Annotated in this window: 11 protein-coding genes; 6 read left to right on the forward strand and 5 right to left on the reverse strand. The window is 43.0% G+C overall.

The window, feature by feature from the left end:
• Positions 1–7 precede the first annotated feature (7 nt).
• The 3 genes from EAE89_RS02485 to EAE89_RS02495 all read left to right on the forward strand — a co-directional run bounded on the left by EAE89_RS02485 (position 8) and on the right by EAE89_RS02495 (position 3627).
• Positions 8–1567: an MFS transporter gene (locus EAE89_RS02485; RefSeq protein ID WP_072161782.1), complete on the forward strand. Its 1560-nt coding sequence runs from the start codon at positions 8–10 to the stop codon at positions 1565–1567.
• Positions 1568–1592: 25 nt separating this feature from the next.
• Positions 1593–2396: an SDR family NAD(P)-dependent oxidoreductase gene (locus EAE89_RS02490; protein WP_214085318.1), complete on the forward strand. Its 804-nt coding sequence runs from the start codon at positions 1593–1595 to the stop codon at positions 2394–2396.
• Between the two features lie 115 nt (positions 2397–2511).
• Positions 2512–3627 (forward strand): NADH:flavin oxidoreductase, encoded by a 1116-nt coding sequence (locus EAE89_RS02495; RefSeq protein ID WP_214085319.1) that lies wholly within the window; start codon positions 2512–2514, stop codon positions 3625–3627.
• Positions 3628–3785: 158 nt separating this feature from the next.
• Here EAE89_RS02495 and EAE89_RS02500 read toward each other — a convergent pair whose 3' ends face one another.
• On the reverse strand, positions 3786–4766 hold the full coding sequence (locus EAE89_RS02500) for an EthD domain-containing protein (RefSeq protein ID WP_214085320.1): 981 nt from the start codon (positions 4764–4766) through the stop codon (positions 3786–3788).
• A 359-nt stretch (positions 4767–5125) separates the two neighbouring features.
• On the opposite strand from EAE89_RS02500, the gene EAE89_RS02505 reads away from it, so the two are divergent.
• The 3 genes from EAE89_RS02505 to EAE89_RS02515 are packed head-to-tail and all read left to right on the forward strand — an operon-like array spanning position 5126 to position 10577.
• Positions 5126–6814, forward strand: coding sequence for an FAD-dependent monooxygenase (locus EAE89_RS02505; RefSeq protein WP_214085321.1), 1689 nt, complete (start codon positions 5126–5128; stop codon positions 6812–6814).
• Positions 6814–7047, forward strand: coding sequence for a DUF2783 domain-containing protein (locus EAE89_RS02510; RefSeq protein ID WP_054475547.1), 234 nt, complete (start codon positions 6814–6816; stop codon positions 7045–7047). Before EAE89_RS02505 ends, EAE89_RS02510 begins: the two co-directional genes overlap by 1 nt.
• Before the next feature lie 44 nt (positions 7048–7091).
• Positions 7092–10577, forward strand: coding sequence for an indolepyruvate ferredoxin oxidoreductase family protein (locus tag EAE89_RS02515; RefSeq protein ID WP_054475545.1), 3486 nt, complete (start codon positions 7092–7094; stop codon positions 10575–10577).
• A 175-nt stretch (positions 10578–10752) separates the two neighbouring features.
• Here the strand turns inward: EAE89_RS02515 and EAE89_RS02520 are convergent, their stop codons facing one another.
• Genes EAE89_RS02520 through EAE89_RS02535 form a run of 4 tightly spaced genes read right to left on the reverse strand, consistent with a single transcriptional unit; the run spans position 10753 to position 15535 of the window.
• Positions 10753–12144, reverse strand: a complete 1392-nt coding sequence (locus EAE89_RS02520; RefSeq protein ID WP_214085322.1) for an MmgE/PrpD family protein — start codon at positions 12142–12144, stop codon at positions 10753–10755.
• Positions 12145–12203: 59 nt separating this feature from the next.
• Positions 12204–12782: an acyl-CoA carboxylase biotin carboxyl carrier protein subunit gene (locus EAE89_RS02525; protein ID WP_214085323.1), complete on the reverse strand. Its 579-nt coding sequence runs from the start codon at positions 12780–12782 to the stop codon at positions 12204–12206.
• A gap of 45 nt (positions 12783–12827) precedes the next feature.
• Positions 12828–14306 (reverse strand): acetyl-CoA carboxylase biotin carboxylase subunit, encoded by a 1479-nt coding sequence (locus EAE89_RS02530; RefSeq protein ID WP_054475538.1) that lies wholly within the window; start codon positions 14304–14306, stop codon positions 12828–12830.
• A complete protein-coding gene (locus EAE89_RS02535; RefSeq protein WP_054475536.1) occupies positions 14303–15535 on the reverse strand; it encodes a hydroxymethylglutaryl-CoA reductase in 1233 nt (410 codons plus the stop codon). The genes EAE89_RS02530 and EAE89_RS02535 overlap by 4 nt, the downstream gene beginning before the upstream one ends.
• Between the last annotated feature and the right edge of the window lie 3 nt (positions 15536–15538).

Consider the following 15538-nt stretch of genomic DNA (forward strand, 5'->3'; position numbering starts at 1 on the left):
GTTTAAAATGAACGTTTCACAGCAGATACCAGCTCCTGATAATTATAGTGAGGAGAGAAACCGGTATTCAGTATTACTTCCTTTATGTGCTGCGGGAATCATCATCCCTATCGTATTTACAGGGCCTGCAATTGCTACGCCTATGATTGCTCTCGAACTTGGTGGTTCTTCGATTGAGTTGGGCGGGATTGTTAACGCTTATAACGTTGCTTTTGGTAGTTGTGTGATGGCTGGTGGAACATTGGCTGATCGGTTTGGTCGTAAGCGTTGTTTTTTAAGTGGATTAATCCTGTTTTTTATCACGTCACTTCTCATTGGTTTCGCTCCCGATATTACTTCACTCAACATACTTCGAGGCATAGAAGGAATCGCCGGCGCGTTGACCCTGACAAGTTCATCAGCGCTTATCGCGCAAGAATTCGATGAACATTTACGATTGCGCGCGTTTAGTTTCCTTGGTACCTCTTTTGGCATTGGATTAGCATTCGGCCCTATGCTTGTGGGGATGATGATAGCTAATTTCGGTTGGAGATCGCTTTTTTTCTTTATCGCGCTGGTATCACTAATTGTCCTTTTGTTCAGCGCCAAAAAGGTAAATGAATCAAAAGATCCCGACGCGAAAAATATAGATTGGCCGGGCATCATTCTTTTTACACTTGCCTTGAGTACATTAACGCTGGGAATTGTTTTTGCACCAGAAAGAGGATGGACTGATATTTATATTATTGGATTATTTCTTGCGAGTGCTTTGTTTTTAGTTATTTTTGTTATAGCGGAAGTTAAGTCTCGCTATGCAATGCTTGATTTAAGCCTATTCCGCTATCCGCGATTTATTGGCGTGCAATTATTGCCCATTTCAACCGGATTCTGTTTTGTCGCATTATTAGTTTCTCTACCAATCTGGTTTATCGGTATTCAAGGTTTTGATGAGGGGCGAGTAGGTCTTGCAATCCTTCCACTGACAGCGCCGATGCTGGTTGTCCCTTTCATTGCTGGATATCTCTCGAAATATGTCTCACCTGGGCTGATTTGTAGTGTTGGGTTGTTGGTTGCTGCTGTTGGCGGGTGCTGGTTAGCTTTCAGCCTCCAAGTTAACGGAGAGATAAATTCTTTAGTTGGTCCTTTGTTAATGATCGGTATTGGTAGTGGATTGCCGTGGGGACTCATGGATGGTTTATCGATGAGTGTCGTTCCTAAAGAACGCGCAGGCATGGCAGCAGGCATATTTACAACGATGCGCGTGTCTGGAGAAGCTTTAGCTATCGCTATCATTGGTGCTTTGCTGGCAGCTCAAACATCAGCCATTCTGGTTTCCTCCAAAGCAGATCATGCTTTTTCAAATATCGTCTCCAGTGAGTGGGGAGGAAAGATCGCGAGTGGTCAAATGTCATCCATACTTGAATCGGTTGCTGATGCAGATAGGACAAGTTTAGGCCACTGGCTTGCAACAATATATCAAAGCTCATTTGGTTCAATTCTACTGATAATAGCCGCATTAACAGCGTTGAGTGCGTTAGCTTGTGCATTATTGCTACGACGTGAAAAACAAAACGCCATTCGTAATTAATTGACTTGCAAAAGCGAGGTATCTGATGGATTTGCAGCTGACAGGAAAACGAGCTTTGGTAACAGGAAGCAATAGTGGGATTGGTAGAGCGATAGCGATTTCCTTGGCAAATGAAGGCGTACAGGTTGTTGTACATGGACGAAGGAAAAAGGAAACTGAAGAAGTCATGCAGGAAATACTTGATCATGGTGGGCAAGCACATATGGTTATCGGCGATCTGACCAATGATGATCAAGCTCAAGATGTTGTCCGGTCGGCTCAAATTGCCTCTAGCGGAATCGATATATTAGTGGCAAATGCGGGCGCTTTTCCGCCAACGCCAATCCTGGAAAGTACGGCTCAGGATTGGTTAAATCTTTACGATCAAAATGTGGGTTCTATTATTCGTTTGCTTCGTTTTATTGTTCCTTCAATGGTGGAAAATGGATGGGGACGAGTGATTACTTTAGGGAGTATTGCCGCATCCCGTCCCTTTGCTTCTTTCGGTGCTTATGCGACAACAAAATCGGCCTGTGTGAGCCTTGCGGTCACCATTGCAAAAGAATTTGCGGGTACCGGTGTAACTGCCAATTGTATTAGTCCGGGTGATGTTATTACCCCAGCCGCAGAACAGCATTGGCGAACTGTAGCTAAACGTAATGATTGGGCTGATGAATGGGAAAAGATTGAATCTCATGTGGCTTCTAATATTTCACCGACTTTGGTGGGACGATTAGGGCGACCAGAAGAAATTGCTGATCTGGTGACTTTCCTGGCAAGTCCGAAATCTAATTATATTAATGGTTCTAATTTTAGGATCGACGGGGGTTTTCTAGCGAGTACGGCTTAATTCGATATATACTCAGTGGATTTCAAGATGGATCGCGACGGCAAGGGAGCGAATCCCCGGGAGCAAGAGGCAACTTGAAAGATAACGGGTATAGATAAATAGCTAGAGGGATATTATGGATACGCATTACGCTGCATTGTTTGCGCCAATGTCATTTGGTTCTCAGATGTTGAAAAATCGAATTGTCATGTCACCAATGACACGGCAATTATCTCCCAATGGTATTCCTGGGCAGGTAAATGCTGCATATTATCGACGACGTGCCGAGGGAGGTGTTGGTTTAATTATTACCGAGGGGGTATGTATTCCCCATATCGCAGCAAATGGTTACGCGGATGTTCCGGTAATGTATGGAGATGAAGCGCTTAACGGATGGAAAACAGTTGTAAAGCAAGTGCATGAATATGGTGCATTGATAATTCCCCAACTCTGGCATGTTGGCCCAATGCGTAGACCGGGTATTGGGCCAGATCCTTCAGTGCCTGGATATGGCCCGATGACCATACGCGACGGCGACCAGACAATAGTGAAAGGTCTCAACGAGAAGGATATCAAAGATATTATTGATGCGTATGTTCAGGCGGCTAAGAATGCATTGGACATTGGTTTTGATGGTATTGAGATCCATGGAGCCCATGAGTATTTGTTAGATAGTTTTATTTGGCAAGTGACAAATCAGCGTAAAGATAAATATGGAGGAACATTTAATAACCGTATTCGTCTTGCATCTGAGGTTGTCAGCGCGATACGAGCAGCCACTAGCCCTGAATTTCCTATCGTATTCCGTTTTTCACAGTGGAAAATACGCAACTATGGCGCTAAAATAATCGAAACCCCTGATCAGTTAGAGAAATTTGTGACAACGCTAGTTAAAGCGGGTGTAGATGTATTTGATGTTAGCACCCGCCGTTTTTGGGAACCAGCATTTGAAGGGAGTCCAGACAGCCTGGCAGTTTGGACCCGACGTTTAAGTGGCAAGCCTACTATTATGGTCGGTAGTGTTGGTTTGGATAAAGCCTATGCGATCGCGCAGTTGCGTGGAGATGAGAAACCAGATGCAGGGAGAGCTGATTTAGCTCCGGCAATAGAATTGTTGGCATCCGGCTCAGTTGATTTAGTTGCTTTGGGGCGAATGTTATTAGCTGATCCAGAATGGCCGACAAAAGTTTATGAAGGAAGACTATCGGAAATTTTTCCTTTTGATAAGTCGTCAATGATGACGCGTCTTTGATGTTATTTACATATACCCTTCCTCTCACCCCAGTCACATAGTTATCTATGCTCCTGGGGATGCGTTCATTTGCCGCCGCGCTGCAACTCGAAATCTGCTCCCGATTATTTGTCTGGTGTCTGTCAGATGAATTTTTGTATCTGATTGTCAATCCAAAATTATAAAAGGCTATTTATCGAGTTTTGATTTATTAATGTGTGAGAAAGTGCACTCCAATATTCACTTTTTTCTATATTAAATAAAGAATTATTTTCTAGAGTGGCAGATAAATCCAGATCCTGGAGAAAGTCTTCTAAATCGGTTATCGATGCGAATGCCATAATTGAGATGGCATCGATATCTTTTGCTATCGGATGGAAAAATTTCTCTCCTGTCATGATGGGACCAATATTATGTAGCTGAATGTAACGTTGAACAAACTTTTGTGTTGAAGGTTGAGAGATTATTGCTTTGGCATATTGGTATAACAGAATTTCATGAAAATCACTGCGATTTAATTCCGTTGCCCGTCGATGAATATTGACTAAAAGTATAGCATCGCTATTTGTTTTGCTCGGAATTAAAACATGTTGACGGCAAAGTACTGGACAGAGTTCTCGAAAGATCACTTGGTCCTCAGGCAAGATGGCTCTACTAATTTCTGGATGTTCGAATAAGGAATACAAGTTATCTATATTTGGGAAGCTTAAATACGCTATGCCATCCCATTGTGGCCGACGATGGCTAGGAATATGCCCTATGATGGTATTAAACAAATGCCCGTCTTTATCAAGTGGTGGCTGATAAGGAAGAGGGTTGATGCTTGAAGGACCCGATGAGAATCGGTGGATTTGATCATAGCGTAGTAACGTATATTTCCCATCGGATTCCCGTGGTAAGGCATGAAGGAACCTGGGACCATGAACTTTACGCCAATATTCGGTCCATTTTTCGAAAGCCAAATTTGCATCCTTTTCAAATGCATTTATGACTAAAGGCGGTTCCACCAAAGGGTGGCCTTGTACGTCAAGCATTTGATTTGGATCTTTGCGACGTTCTGTTAATGGCGAACTGTCAGCTCTGGAGAGCAATGTGCAAAGTACGGTTGTCTGAGGTGTGGATGATGAACTAACGGGAAGAACGCTAATGCAATCAGTCATATGTTACTTCCTTAGCTAAGCGCTGGTGCAATATTAGTGCATTACAAACGTTCGAAGTGTCCGATCAGTATGCGAGGGACAATGAACCAAATAATGGTATCATGCGATTAGTAAGCATGTAATGGTATTTTTGTGCTGGCTAGACCCTATCATGATAGGAAAATAGCATAAGGTTACTGTTCGCTTCATTTTTTGGCCCTTATAACGAATAGCAATGTTGTAGCTGTTTATATTTACATTAAAATTTAAAGAATATATTTGCTTATTACACGCAAACGATCTAAATTCAAAAAAGAAATAATCCCGTTCAGTTCTCATCTATCGTCTCTGTTCTCGCGTCATTTCGGAGAGCTAAAAAAATGCATCAACCTCCAAGTTTGGATTATAAAAAACCTTTGGATATCAATTTATCAGTGCCAAGGAAGGTTCCCGTAGTGATTGTAGGAGCTGGATTAGTAGGATTGACTTTGGCATTAGATCTCGCTCGTAGAGGTGTTCCAAGTGTCGTGCTTGAAACACGTCAGGCATTAATTGAAGGTTCTCGAGCCATTGTCTTCGCTCAGCGTTCTTTAGAAATACTTCAGCGGTTAGGGTTAGGGGAACGATTGACTGAGAAAGGCGTCAATTGGAATTTGTCCAGAATTTATCATAGAGAACGAGAGTCTTTCAGTTTTGACTTTAAAACCGAGCCTTATTTTGGTTGCCCTGCATTCTTGAATATTCAACAGACTTATATAGAACAGTGGCTAATTGAGGATTGTTTAGCCAGTGGGTGGGTTGATTTGCGCTGTTTAAACACGGTGACCTCGTTAGAATCGAGTGGTGTTGGGGCTTCGGTGAAGGTCACCTGTCCAGATGGTTCGTATCGACTGGATTGTGATTGGCTCATAGCTTGTGATGGCGCGCGCTCATTTGTGCGGAATGCGCTGAATTTACCGTTAGTTGGTAGGCATTTTCATGATCATTTTTTGATTGTTGACGTCGAAATGAAACCGGACTTTCCTGCGGAACGTCGTTTCTGGTTCGATCCACCGTTTCATCCGGGGCATTCGGTTCTTTTACATAAACAACCTGATAACTTGTGGCGTGTTGATTTTCAATTGGGTGCAGAAGCAGACCCAGCATTTGAGAAACAGCCAGCAAGAGTTACCGAACGTTTAAAGGCAATGCTAGATCCGAAAATCGCTTTCAGGATCGACTGGATAAGCATATATACCTTTCGATGCAGGCGATTGGAGAATTTTGTTCATTCACGAATCGTATTCGCTGGCGATAGTGCCCACGAAGTCAGCCCTTTTGGAGGAAGAGGGGGAAATGGAGGAATTCAGGATGCAGATAATTTGGCCTGGAAACTCTGTGCCGTTGTAAAACATGGAGCATCACCAAAACTATTGCAGTCCTATGATGAAGAACGAGTTTACGCTGCGGATGAGAACATAATTAATTCGACTCGCAGTGCACAATTCATTACCCCGCCAAATCACGCAATAGCGACGCTTCGTCAAGCCAGTCTTGTTTTGTCTGAAACGACGGCAATGGGATGTACCTTTGTAAACTCTGGGCGTTTATCCAGTCCAGCTCGACTAGGAGGTATCGGGCAATTTTTGCCCGATACCTCTGTGAAAGGCAGAGTGAAACCCGGGGATGTTGCTCTGGATGCTCCGGTAAAAAATGGAGATGAGAGTAGCTGGTTATTGCACTTTATCGGTAGAAAAGGGTTCACACTTCTATGTTATCGGCTAAGTTCCAATTATGACGGAGGAGTAAATCATATTCATATAGAAGATATTAGTAATTCCTATCCATTAGAAATCATTACAGTCGTGTCGGCTACAGTAGAACAACCGACTGTAGCCTCAATTGATATCACTTTGGTAGATCACTATGGTTTGGTTGCTAAGCGTTATGATTTGGCTTGTGGATCAATCGTATTATTCAGACCTGATCAACATGTGTTAGACGTATTTCCCTCGTTTAACCGTGATGACATTGAAAGGACACTTGCTCATTCCATGCCAATAGCTACCCATGCCGAGAGAAAAATATAATGAAACCGTACAATCACTTTTTGGCAGGATCGTTAATTACCTACAGCCATTTAACAGACCCAGATGCCTGTTATGAAATGATAACAGAGGCGTGTCAAGAGCTGGGGGATGAACCAGGGAATCTATTTTACGCTCAATTGGTTTTATTACTCGTTAATCATATCGGTGATTCTAATATCTTACGAGAAGCGATAACTGTTACACGTAAGGGGCTGACGACAGTCGCTAATTAAGTCGCGTAATAACCTTTAAAAACTTATATTCAAGGGGAATTGATATGATTCTCGATACTTCTTATCGTCTTGAATCTCGATATCGTCGAGGTATTGATGAACCTCAAGGCAAAATATTTATCAGTGGACAACAAGCTCTGGTACGAATGTTATTAGCTCAATCAGCCCTTGATCGATCTGTTGGTTTAAATACTGCGGGATTTGTCAGTGGTTATCGAGGTTCACCACTTGGTGGTGTTGATAAAGAGCTTTGGGCTGCAAAAAATTTATTGGAGAAAGCAAATATTCGGTTTCAACCCGGTATAAATGAGGATTTAGCGGCAACGACCCTCATTGGGACCCAACGTGTAGAAACGGATAAAATGCGTCTCTTTGACGGTGTTTTTGGGCTTTGGTACGGGAAAGGGCCTGGGGTGGACCGATCCGGTGATGCGTTAAGGCACGGTAATGCATATGGTTCATCACCCCACGGAGGAGTATTAGTCGTTATTGGTGACGATCATGGATGTGTATCTTCCTCAATGTCGCATCAATCAGATCAAGCTTTAATTGCCTGGGGATTACCCGTTATTCATCCTATTAACCTTCAGGACTATGAATATTGTGGACTCTGGGGTTGGGCATTATCGCGTTTTTCAGGTTTATGGGTGGGTTTTAAGGCGATTACTGAAACTGTAGAAGCAACAGCATCAATTAAAGTATCTGAGTTTCCCTCGTTCAAACAACCTGAAATAGAAACTGGGCCTGATGGATTACATTGGCGTTGGCCAGATTTACCGGGTATGCAAATTGAGCGACGTTTTGCTTATAAGCTAGAAGCGGCTCGTCGTTTTATCAGCGAAAATTCGTTAGATAGCGTAGATTGCGCCCCGGCTACCCCAAAATTGCTTATTGCCGCAGTGGGTAAAGCCTACCTGGATGTTCGCGGAGCATTAGATGAACTGGGTATCACTCTGACTGAATTAGAGACGGCAGGCATTGCATTACTCGGTATTCGAGTTGTTTATCCATTATCTCCTGTCTTAAAAGCTTGGGCACAACGGAGTGAAAAGGTATGGATTATCGAAGAAAAAACCGGGATCGTTGAGAACTTGCTAAAGGCCAGTATATTTAATTCAATTCTCGATAGCAGGCCATTAATTATTGGCAAGTCAGACGAAAATGGAATGAAACTTTTACCCAGTGAGGACGAGTTAAGGCCATCACGTATTGTCGATGTTCTTGTCAAACAGCTTCGGGAATGTGGCCTGTCAATAGAAGTCCCATCATTTTGGTCAATGAAACTCATAGAGCGTTCTCTGAATTGGGTAAAACGCACGCCATATTTGTGCTCCGGTTGCCCACATAATAGTTCCACAATGATTCCAGAAGGGAGTCAGGCGAGGTTAGGTATTGGATGTCACGCGCTGGCCGCTCGTATTCCTGAACGTGCCACGACAGGCAGTGTACAAATGGGAGGGGAAGGTGTTGATTGGATAGGTCAAATGTCGTTTGTCAGAACAGACCACATTTTCCAAAATATGGGGGATGGAACTTTTTTTCATTCTGGATATTTGGCTATTCGACAAGCGATCGCGGCAAAAGCTAATATCACTTATAAGATTTTATATAATGATGCTGTCGCAATGACCGGTGGTCAACCACTGGATGGTAGCTTAAGTGTTGAGCAAGTAGCGGCGTTAGTTTGTAGCGAAGGGGCTAAAGAAGTGGTTATTGTTGCTAAAGAGCCTGAGCGTTATAAAACAAAGGACCGTTTGCCAGAACAAGTCAAAGTCTACCACCGTGATCAGCTTAATGAGGTGCAGCTTCGATTGCGAACAATACCGGGTGTCACCGTATTGATTTATGATCAAGTCTGCGCCACTGAAGATCGCAGACGTCGCAAACGCCAACCCGTACCTGCTAAAAAGACCTATGTAACAATAAACGAACTGGTCTGTGAAGGTTGTGGAGATTGTCAAATCCAGTCGAATTGTTTATCCGTGGTACCCGTTGATACCGAGTTTGGAGCTAAACGAGCGATAGATTCTGAGTCGTGTAATACCGATCTTTCATGCTTAAAGGGTTTTTGTCCCAGTTTCGTCACTGTTACAGGGAAACCGCGTTTAGTTAATATGGATAAAACTGAACGGCAATTGATTATGACACGGGCAGATGAGTTACCGCTGCCGCAATTACCCGGTATTAATCAATGCTATGAAATATTGATAACCGGTGTTGGTGGTACGGGTGTTGTTACTATGGCGGCGACTATCGGTTTGGCGGCGCATCTACAGGATTTTTCAGTTAGCGTGCTTGATTTTACGGGATTCACACAGAAAGGCGGCTCGGTTTTTAGTCACATACGCATTGGTGCTAAAGATCATATATTACATCAGCATCGTATTGAACGAGGATGTGCCGACGTTTTAATCGCTGCGGATTTAACTGTTGCTTCAGAGGATGAGGCATTAAATGCTCTGCGTTCAGGACAAACTAAAATCATTGCCAATACTCATGAAATGCAGACAGGTTCAATGGTTCGTGATAGAAACCTCAAAATAGACACTTCTGATATTGAGAAACGATTAATAGAATTAGTCGGGGAAGATGGCTATGACGCTATCAATGCACGTTATTTTGCAACTCAATTCGTGGGGAGCATACAAACAAATATATTATTGTTGGGATATGCTTGGCAGAAAGGCGTCATCCCGTTAAGTTTACAAGTTCTTGAGCAGGCGATTAATTTACAAGGCGGTGATGTTGCTGCTAATAAAGTTGCGTTCGCTGGTGGTCGGTTGCTAGCGACTGATCCTGCGTATGTGCAATCCTTAGTTGTCCCTGCCGCATCTGTCAGGGCCAGCGGCGGTGAACAGGGGCTCCGTGAGGTTGTCGAGTCTCGTAGCCGTTATCTTACGGACTACCAGAATGAAAGCTATGCGGAAAAGTATCGAGCACAGGTCAATGCTGTTGTAAAAGCTACTGCTAACTGGGGGGATTTCACATTAGCTCACGCAGTTGCTCGCAATTTATTTAAACTCATGGCTTACAAAGATGAATATGAGGTTGCCCGCCTGCATAGTTCACCGCAATTTCTGCATTCTTTGACCGAATCATACATTGGGCGTCCCAAATTAAATTTTCATCTTGCACCGCCATTCTTGGGTAAGTGGCTGGGAAAAAATGGGTATCATCGTAAAATTACTGTATCTGGTTGGATTATTCCTTTTTTTCGCGGGCTTGCCGCTCTCCGATGTGTGCGTCACACTTTTTTCGACATCTTTGCCTGGTCTCATGAACGACGTGAAGAGCGGCTTTTGGTTTCGAGATATAAGGATACATTAAATGATTTATTATCAAAGGTTTCACCAGATAATCTCTCTTTGATTGTCCAGTGGGCGGAAGTACCCGAAAATATTAGAGGATATGGACATATCAAGGAGCGTTCAATTGCAGTCGCTTATAAACGTCAGGATGAATTACTTAATCAAATAGCGAATGGTGGCGCCACAATATATTCATCAATACCCATTAAAGAAGTTAATTAATAAGCTCTGTATAAATAACTGAATTAAGTGATAATCATTGGTTATTAATTTCTAAATAAAATAAAGTTTGAGAGTTACTGGTTCTAATATTTGGCTACATTCTTATATAAAACACAAAGTAACTCTCATTAATAATAAATTTATATGTCCATACCAGAATAGCGGTTAAATCCCTTTATCTTGGGAATAATACGTTAGCAAGCATTTGATAATCTGGATTATGATTTTCGCGATCTAAAATCCAATCTAATATTGCTGAAATATTTTTGTGAATATATGCATTTTGGGAATAAACCACACATTTTTTAAACTTGTCTATCAACTCTTCAAGCGTCATTGGGTTTTTGGCATTACCTTTTGCATAAGAAACTTCGCCTTTAAGTTGGGTCGCATCTTTAAACTGAATAATAATTTTGATTTTTCCATGTGTGCCTAATTCAGGTATTTCACATTCGGCTGCACTTCTGAGATAAATTTTTCTACTTAAATCAATGATATCCTTGCGACGAATGGCGTTTTCCGTGAAATCATCAATAAATAAATCCCCTGTTGTGAGTACGGCCGCAATATTATACGCGAGGCTGAAACGGGCTTCGACTACGGTTTGTGGTACTTGTTTTCGTTCTACTGGCGAGCCAACGAGATCAAATATTTGTTGGTTGGTAAGAACATCTATACGCTCTATTTCATTAATATCAATCTGTTGACCATTTAGCATTTCTTTTATTAACGCCACGGCTGAGGTATTTGGGCGGCAAGTAGGATAGGGTTTAAATGCGATTAATTGATCGAGTACAAAGGTTGTGCCTAATTCGTCAATAATTGAGTCAAGATTTGAACCAGGTTCAAAGGCGCTATAATAGCCCCAGCGTCCACTGAGAAATTGTTTTGCCCCGGTAAAACCTTGTTCAGCGAATATTACCGCTTTCACTGCATGGGATGCGACCAAGCCTTGTTGGTAAAAAACGGTTGAGGCACCGTCTATCATACATTGTGTTTCACCCAATGCGGATGTATATGCAATCCCAAGTGCGTTATGCAGTCGATCTCCTGTCAGGCCATATAACATTCCTGAGGCCGCTGTTGCTGCAATAACTTTACACAGGTCATACCGGCCACTTTCAAGTAATGTTTCCTTACGCGCCCTTGAAAGTCTAAGAGAAAGTTCCATACCTGCAATATAGGCAGTCATGAATTGTTCACGCGATATTGGTCGATCAAGGGAATCGGCAATAGCAAGCAACGCGGGTAATATCGCCACACTGGGATGTGTTCCGAGTGAGTCGCCAACATCATCGAAATCTAGCACTCTGGCAGCCGCTCCGTTTAACATTGCTGTGGCCGGAGCCGGTAAAGCTAATATTCGCCCAACTACTCGACTTTCTGGTTTTCCTCCCCATTTTTCGGTTATTTTAGTCAATAGTTCAACGCCGGGGTCACGGGTGCCAGCTAATAAAACACCAATAATATCAAGTAAGCAGTGGCTGCCGATTTCTCGGGTATTGTGATCAATTGAGGAATATTTAAGACTATCACAATAACTAACGATTTTAGATTCTAAGTTCATGATAATTCCTGTTTATAAAAGTCTTATTCACGCTATAAGTCTTAAAAATAATTAAATATTTATCTAACTGGATTGAAAGTCATGAGTACCTGATCGGTACTGACATTTTCTCCCACTGCCACATCTATTTTTTGGATTAAATATTTTCCTGGAGAGTAAAGTGTTATAACCATTTTCATGGCTTCTATACGTAATAACGGTTGTTTATCTTCTACAACACTGTTTTCAGAGACGAGAATCTCTAATACATTGGCTGGAATAGGGGATGACAATATATTGCTATCTTGATAAGGCTTAATGGATTTGTTTTTCCATAAATTCCCCATACTTAAAGCTATTGCTCGATGGCTTCCCGCATAGTCGATAAGAAAGTCATTTGATGAATTGCGTTTTAATAAAATCGTTTTTCGAATACCGTCAATCTTTATTCTTAATCGTATTGTATCGCTTGATATATGTTGCACATCTTCTAACTTGAGTTCACATGAAATGCCTTGAATATCATTCCATTGCGCTTGGTAAAGATGCGAACCAAGGCTATGAATTGTTGTCCTGACTTGGTTCAATTCACCTTCTACGACACCGTTTAGCAATGTTGATATTGTTGATGATACAGAGCTTGGATCTGTATTACGCATATGCAGTCCTCTTAATATGAAGGAATTTATGGCGTACCTGTTGACTCATTTCCAACTGCTATTTCGTTGAATCCATGGTGATATTGGTTTATGTGTATCCGAATGTGTTTGCACATCAGGAATAAGATTTAAATGTAGAACCAAAGCGGTAATTGCATGCATTGCCAGAGCTTTCCGCTGGGGTAGGGAATGGGTATTTTCGATTGTTTTACCGATAGAAAGATCATAATTGCCTTGGTTGAATGATTGGTTGTCTATTAACCAACGATGTACTGCGAGATTAGTACTAAAACCCGCAATAACCAGTTCATCCAGCGCCAGCCGCGACCGCTTTAAAGTTTGTTCACGATTGGCGCCGGAAACAATGAGCTTGAGGCATAAGCTATCAAACAGAGGCGACATCTTAGCGCCCAGATGTATCCCTGAATCAACACGTATACCCGGTCCTTCCGGGATACGATAATCCAACACTTCCCCACCGTTTGGTAGAAAATTCCCGTGGGCATCTTCCGCACAAATACGAAATTCCATTGCATGACCTGAGAAATGAATGTCCTGCTGAGTCAGTGTCAAAGGCTGATTTGCCGCGGAATAAATCATGTGTTCAACGATATCTATGCCGGTTATAGATTCTGTAACCGGATGCTCAACCTGAATGCGGGCATTCATCTCAATGAAATAAAAATGTCCTTCTTTATCAAGCAGAAATTCAACCGTGCCGGCGCTGTCGTATTCTACCTGATGAGCAACCGCCAACGCAGCGTTATGAAGTTTTTCATATTGCATTTCTGTCAGTCCGGGAGCGGGTGCTTCTTCAACAATTTTTTGCCGTCGGCGTTGCACGCTACATTCACGAGTTCCAAGATGTAAAATTTTTCCGTATTGGTCAGCCAGTATTTGAACTTCTATATGGCGGATATCTTCTCCCAGGAACTTCTCAAGATAGACCTGATTGTTGCCGAATGCCCGTAGAGCCTCTTGCCTGACTTCCTCATAAGAGGTGATAAAGTCTTCCGGTTGATCTACCACTCGAATCCCACGTCCGCCGCCGCCATGAGCGGCTTTAATCAACAGGGGATAACCCAGATTATTTGCCAAAATCATTGCCGCATTAGCATCGGCATCAATTTGCATGCCCGGAATAATAGGAATTTTAGCCCGTTCTGCCGCTGCGCGAGCAGCAATTTTGTCACCTGTCTGGCGGATAACTGCGCTATTAGGACCGATAAAAATTAAGTTGGCCTTAGCACAGGCGTCAGCGAAATCAGCGTTTTCTGCGAGAGGGCCATATCCCGGTGCTACGGCATCTACCTTACAAGATAGCGCGACGTTAATCACCGTCGTGATAAGCGTTTCAGGTATCCAGGCGTCAACTCTTACCGCTTGATCAGCAGCATGAACAAATTCTGCATTATCATCATCCGCGCTGTAAATCACGGTGGTATTAATATCCATTAGCCGACATGTACGTATGAAACGCAGGGCGATTTCTCCTCTGCAACAGATAAGTACATGGCGGATCATAACGATGTATCCTCGGATGATTCAGTTGGCTTGGTCGGGTTTAAGCCACGACCCAATACGGTATGGGCACGGGTGAATTCTCCCGCACTTACCGCGCCAGCAACGGAGATTTCACCCGCCAGTGCAACTGCTGCTGTTATTTCAGCCAATTTACGGGCATCGTGAGTGCACCCAATCATGCTGAGACATTCTTGCTGGATGGGGAGTTTAGTTCCACCGCCGACCACGCCAACGATAAGGTTGGGGATGGTCAAACTGGCGTTGAGATCTCCGTTATCAAGTACTTCAAAATGCGTGCAGGCATTTTTAAAAGAGACGGTAACAAAAGCCGGATCTTGCCCACAGGCGATAAACATTGCGGTTAACGCATTAGCGACATGGATGTTTGGCGCTGTGGCTCCGCGTTGTGCAAGTAATGTGTTACATGCTAATAGAAATTGTTGCATGCGTAATGGCGTTGTACGTAATCGTTCTTTTACCAAACTGTGAGGTATTCGGACACTCGCGGCAACATATCGGCCTTTAGCCTGATCACTGACAAAACGTTTATCTCCCCCTAAGGTATTGAAATAGTGTGAAATAAGTTCGGGACACGCTTCCTGAATATAACGACAAACGGCCTCATTCGCCTTAGTCGCCATATTTAATCCCATTGCGTCACCTGTCTGGTAGGTCAATGCTAATCCGATTAAATTACCCTGAAAGAGCGGGGAAATTTCTAACAGCCGAGCGTAACGGCTGGTGTTGTTGGCAACTATTAAGATTTGCGACATGTGCTCTTGCAGCCAGTTGGCGAATTTTAGCGCATCCTCAGATCGGTGTAATACAACAGCAGAGACTTTTGTCAAAGCGTCGCCCAAAAAGCGATATGCGGGGTTTGGTGTGTTTTGAACGGAATTCTCCTGACTCAGTATTTGGCAACCTCCGCTATCACTGATTAAATTCATTCCTCTTGAAAAAGAAGCAATCAAAGCGCCCTCTGTCGTTGCCAGGGGAATAGCAAATGTTCCTTTGGCTGATATGCCATTGATCAGAAGCGGGCCAGCTATGCCTAGAGGAACCCCAACGTAACCAATCATGTTTTCGCAGGTTCCTTGAGCTAACTCGGGTCCCATGGTTTTGCCTGCAATATAGGGATAAGATTGCCCGGTTGTTTCGGAAAGCCAGGATAACCGTCGGCTTACCGATGCCTGACTATAGTCATCGTGTCGATCACGCGGAATTGCCATAAT

The organism is Photorhabdus heterorhabditis, assembly GCF_018448905.1.
Taxonomy (GTDB): Bacteria; Pseudomonadota; Gammaproteobacteria; order Enterobacterales; family Enterobacteriaceae; genus Photorhabdus; species Photorhabdus heterorhabditis.

Coding starts and splice junctions, on each gene's coding strand:
- EAE89_RS02485 (WP_072161782.1), top strand. CDS start 8: ATGAACGTTTCACAGCAGATACCAGCTCCTGATAATTATAGTGAGGAG.
- EAE89_RS02490 (WP_214085318.1), top strand. CDS start 1,593: ATGGATTTGCAGCTGACAGGAAAACGAGCTTTGGTAACAGGAAGCAAT.
- EAE89_RS02495 (WP_214085319.1), top strand. CDS start 2,512: ATGGATACGCATTACGCTGCATTGTTTGCGCCAATGTCATTTGGTTCT.
- EAE89_RS02500 (WP_214085320.1), bottom strand. CDS start 4,766: ATGACTGATTGCATTAGCGTTCTTCCCGTTAGTTCATCATCCACACCT.
- EAE89_RS02505 (WP_214085321.1), top strand. CDS start 5,126: ATGCATCAACCTCCAAGTTTGGATTATAAAAAACCTTTGGATATCAAT.
- EAE89_RS02510 (WP_054475547.1), top strand. CDS start 6,814: ATGAAACCGTACAATCACTTTTTGGCAGGATCGTTAATTACCTACAGC.
- EAE89_RS02515 (WP_054475545.1), top strand. CDS start 7,092: ATGATTCTCGATACTTCTTATCGTCTTGAATCTCGATATCGTCGAGGT.
- EAE89_RS02520 (WP_214085322.1), bottom strand. CDS start 12,144: ATGAACTTAGAATCTAAAATCGTTAGTTATTGTGATAGTCTTAAATAT.
- EAE89_RS02525 (WP_214085323.1), bottom strand. CDS start 12,782: ATGCGTAATACAGATCCAAGCTCTGTATCATCAACAATATCAACATTG.
- EAE89_RS02530 (WP_054475538.1), bottom strand. CDS start 14,306: ATGATCCGCCATGTACTTATCTGTTGCAGAGGAGAAATCGCCCTGCGT.
- EAE89_RS02535 (WP_054475536.1), bottom strand. CDS start 15,535: ATGGCAATTCCGCGTGATCGACACGATGACTATAGTCAGGCATCGGTA.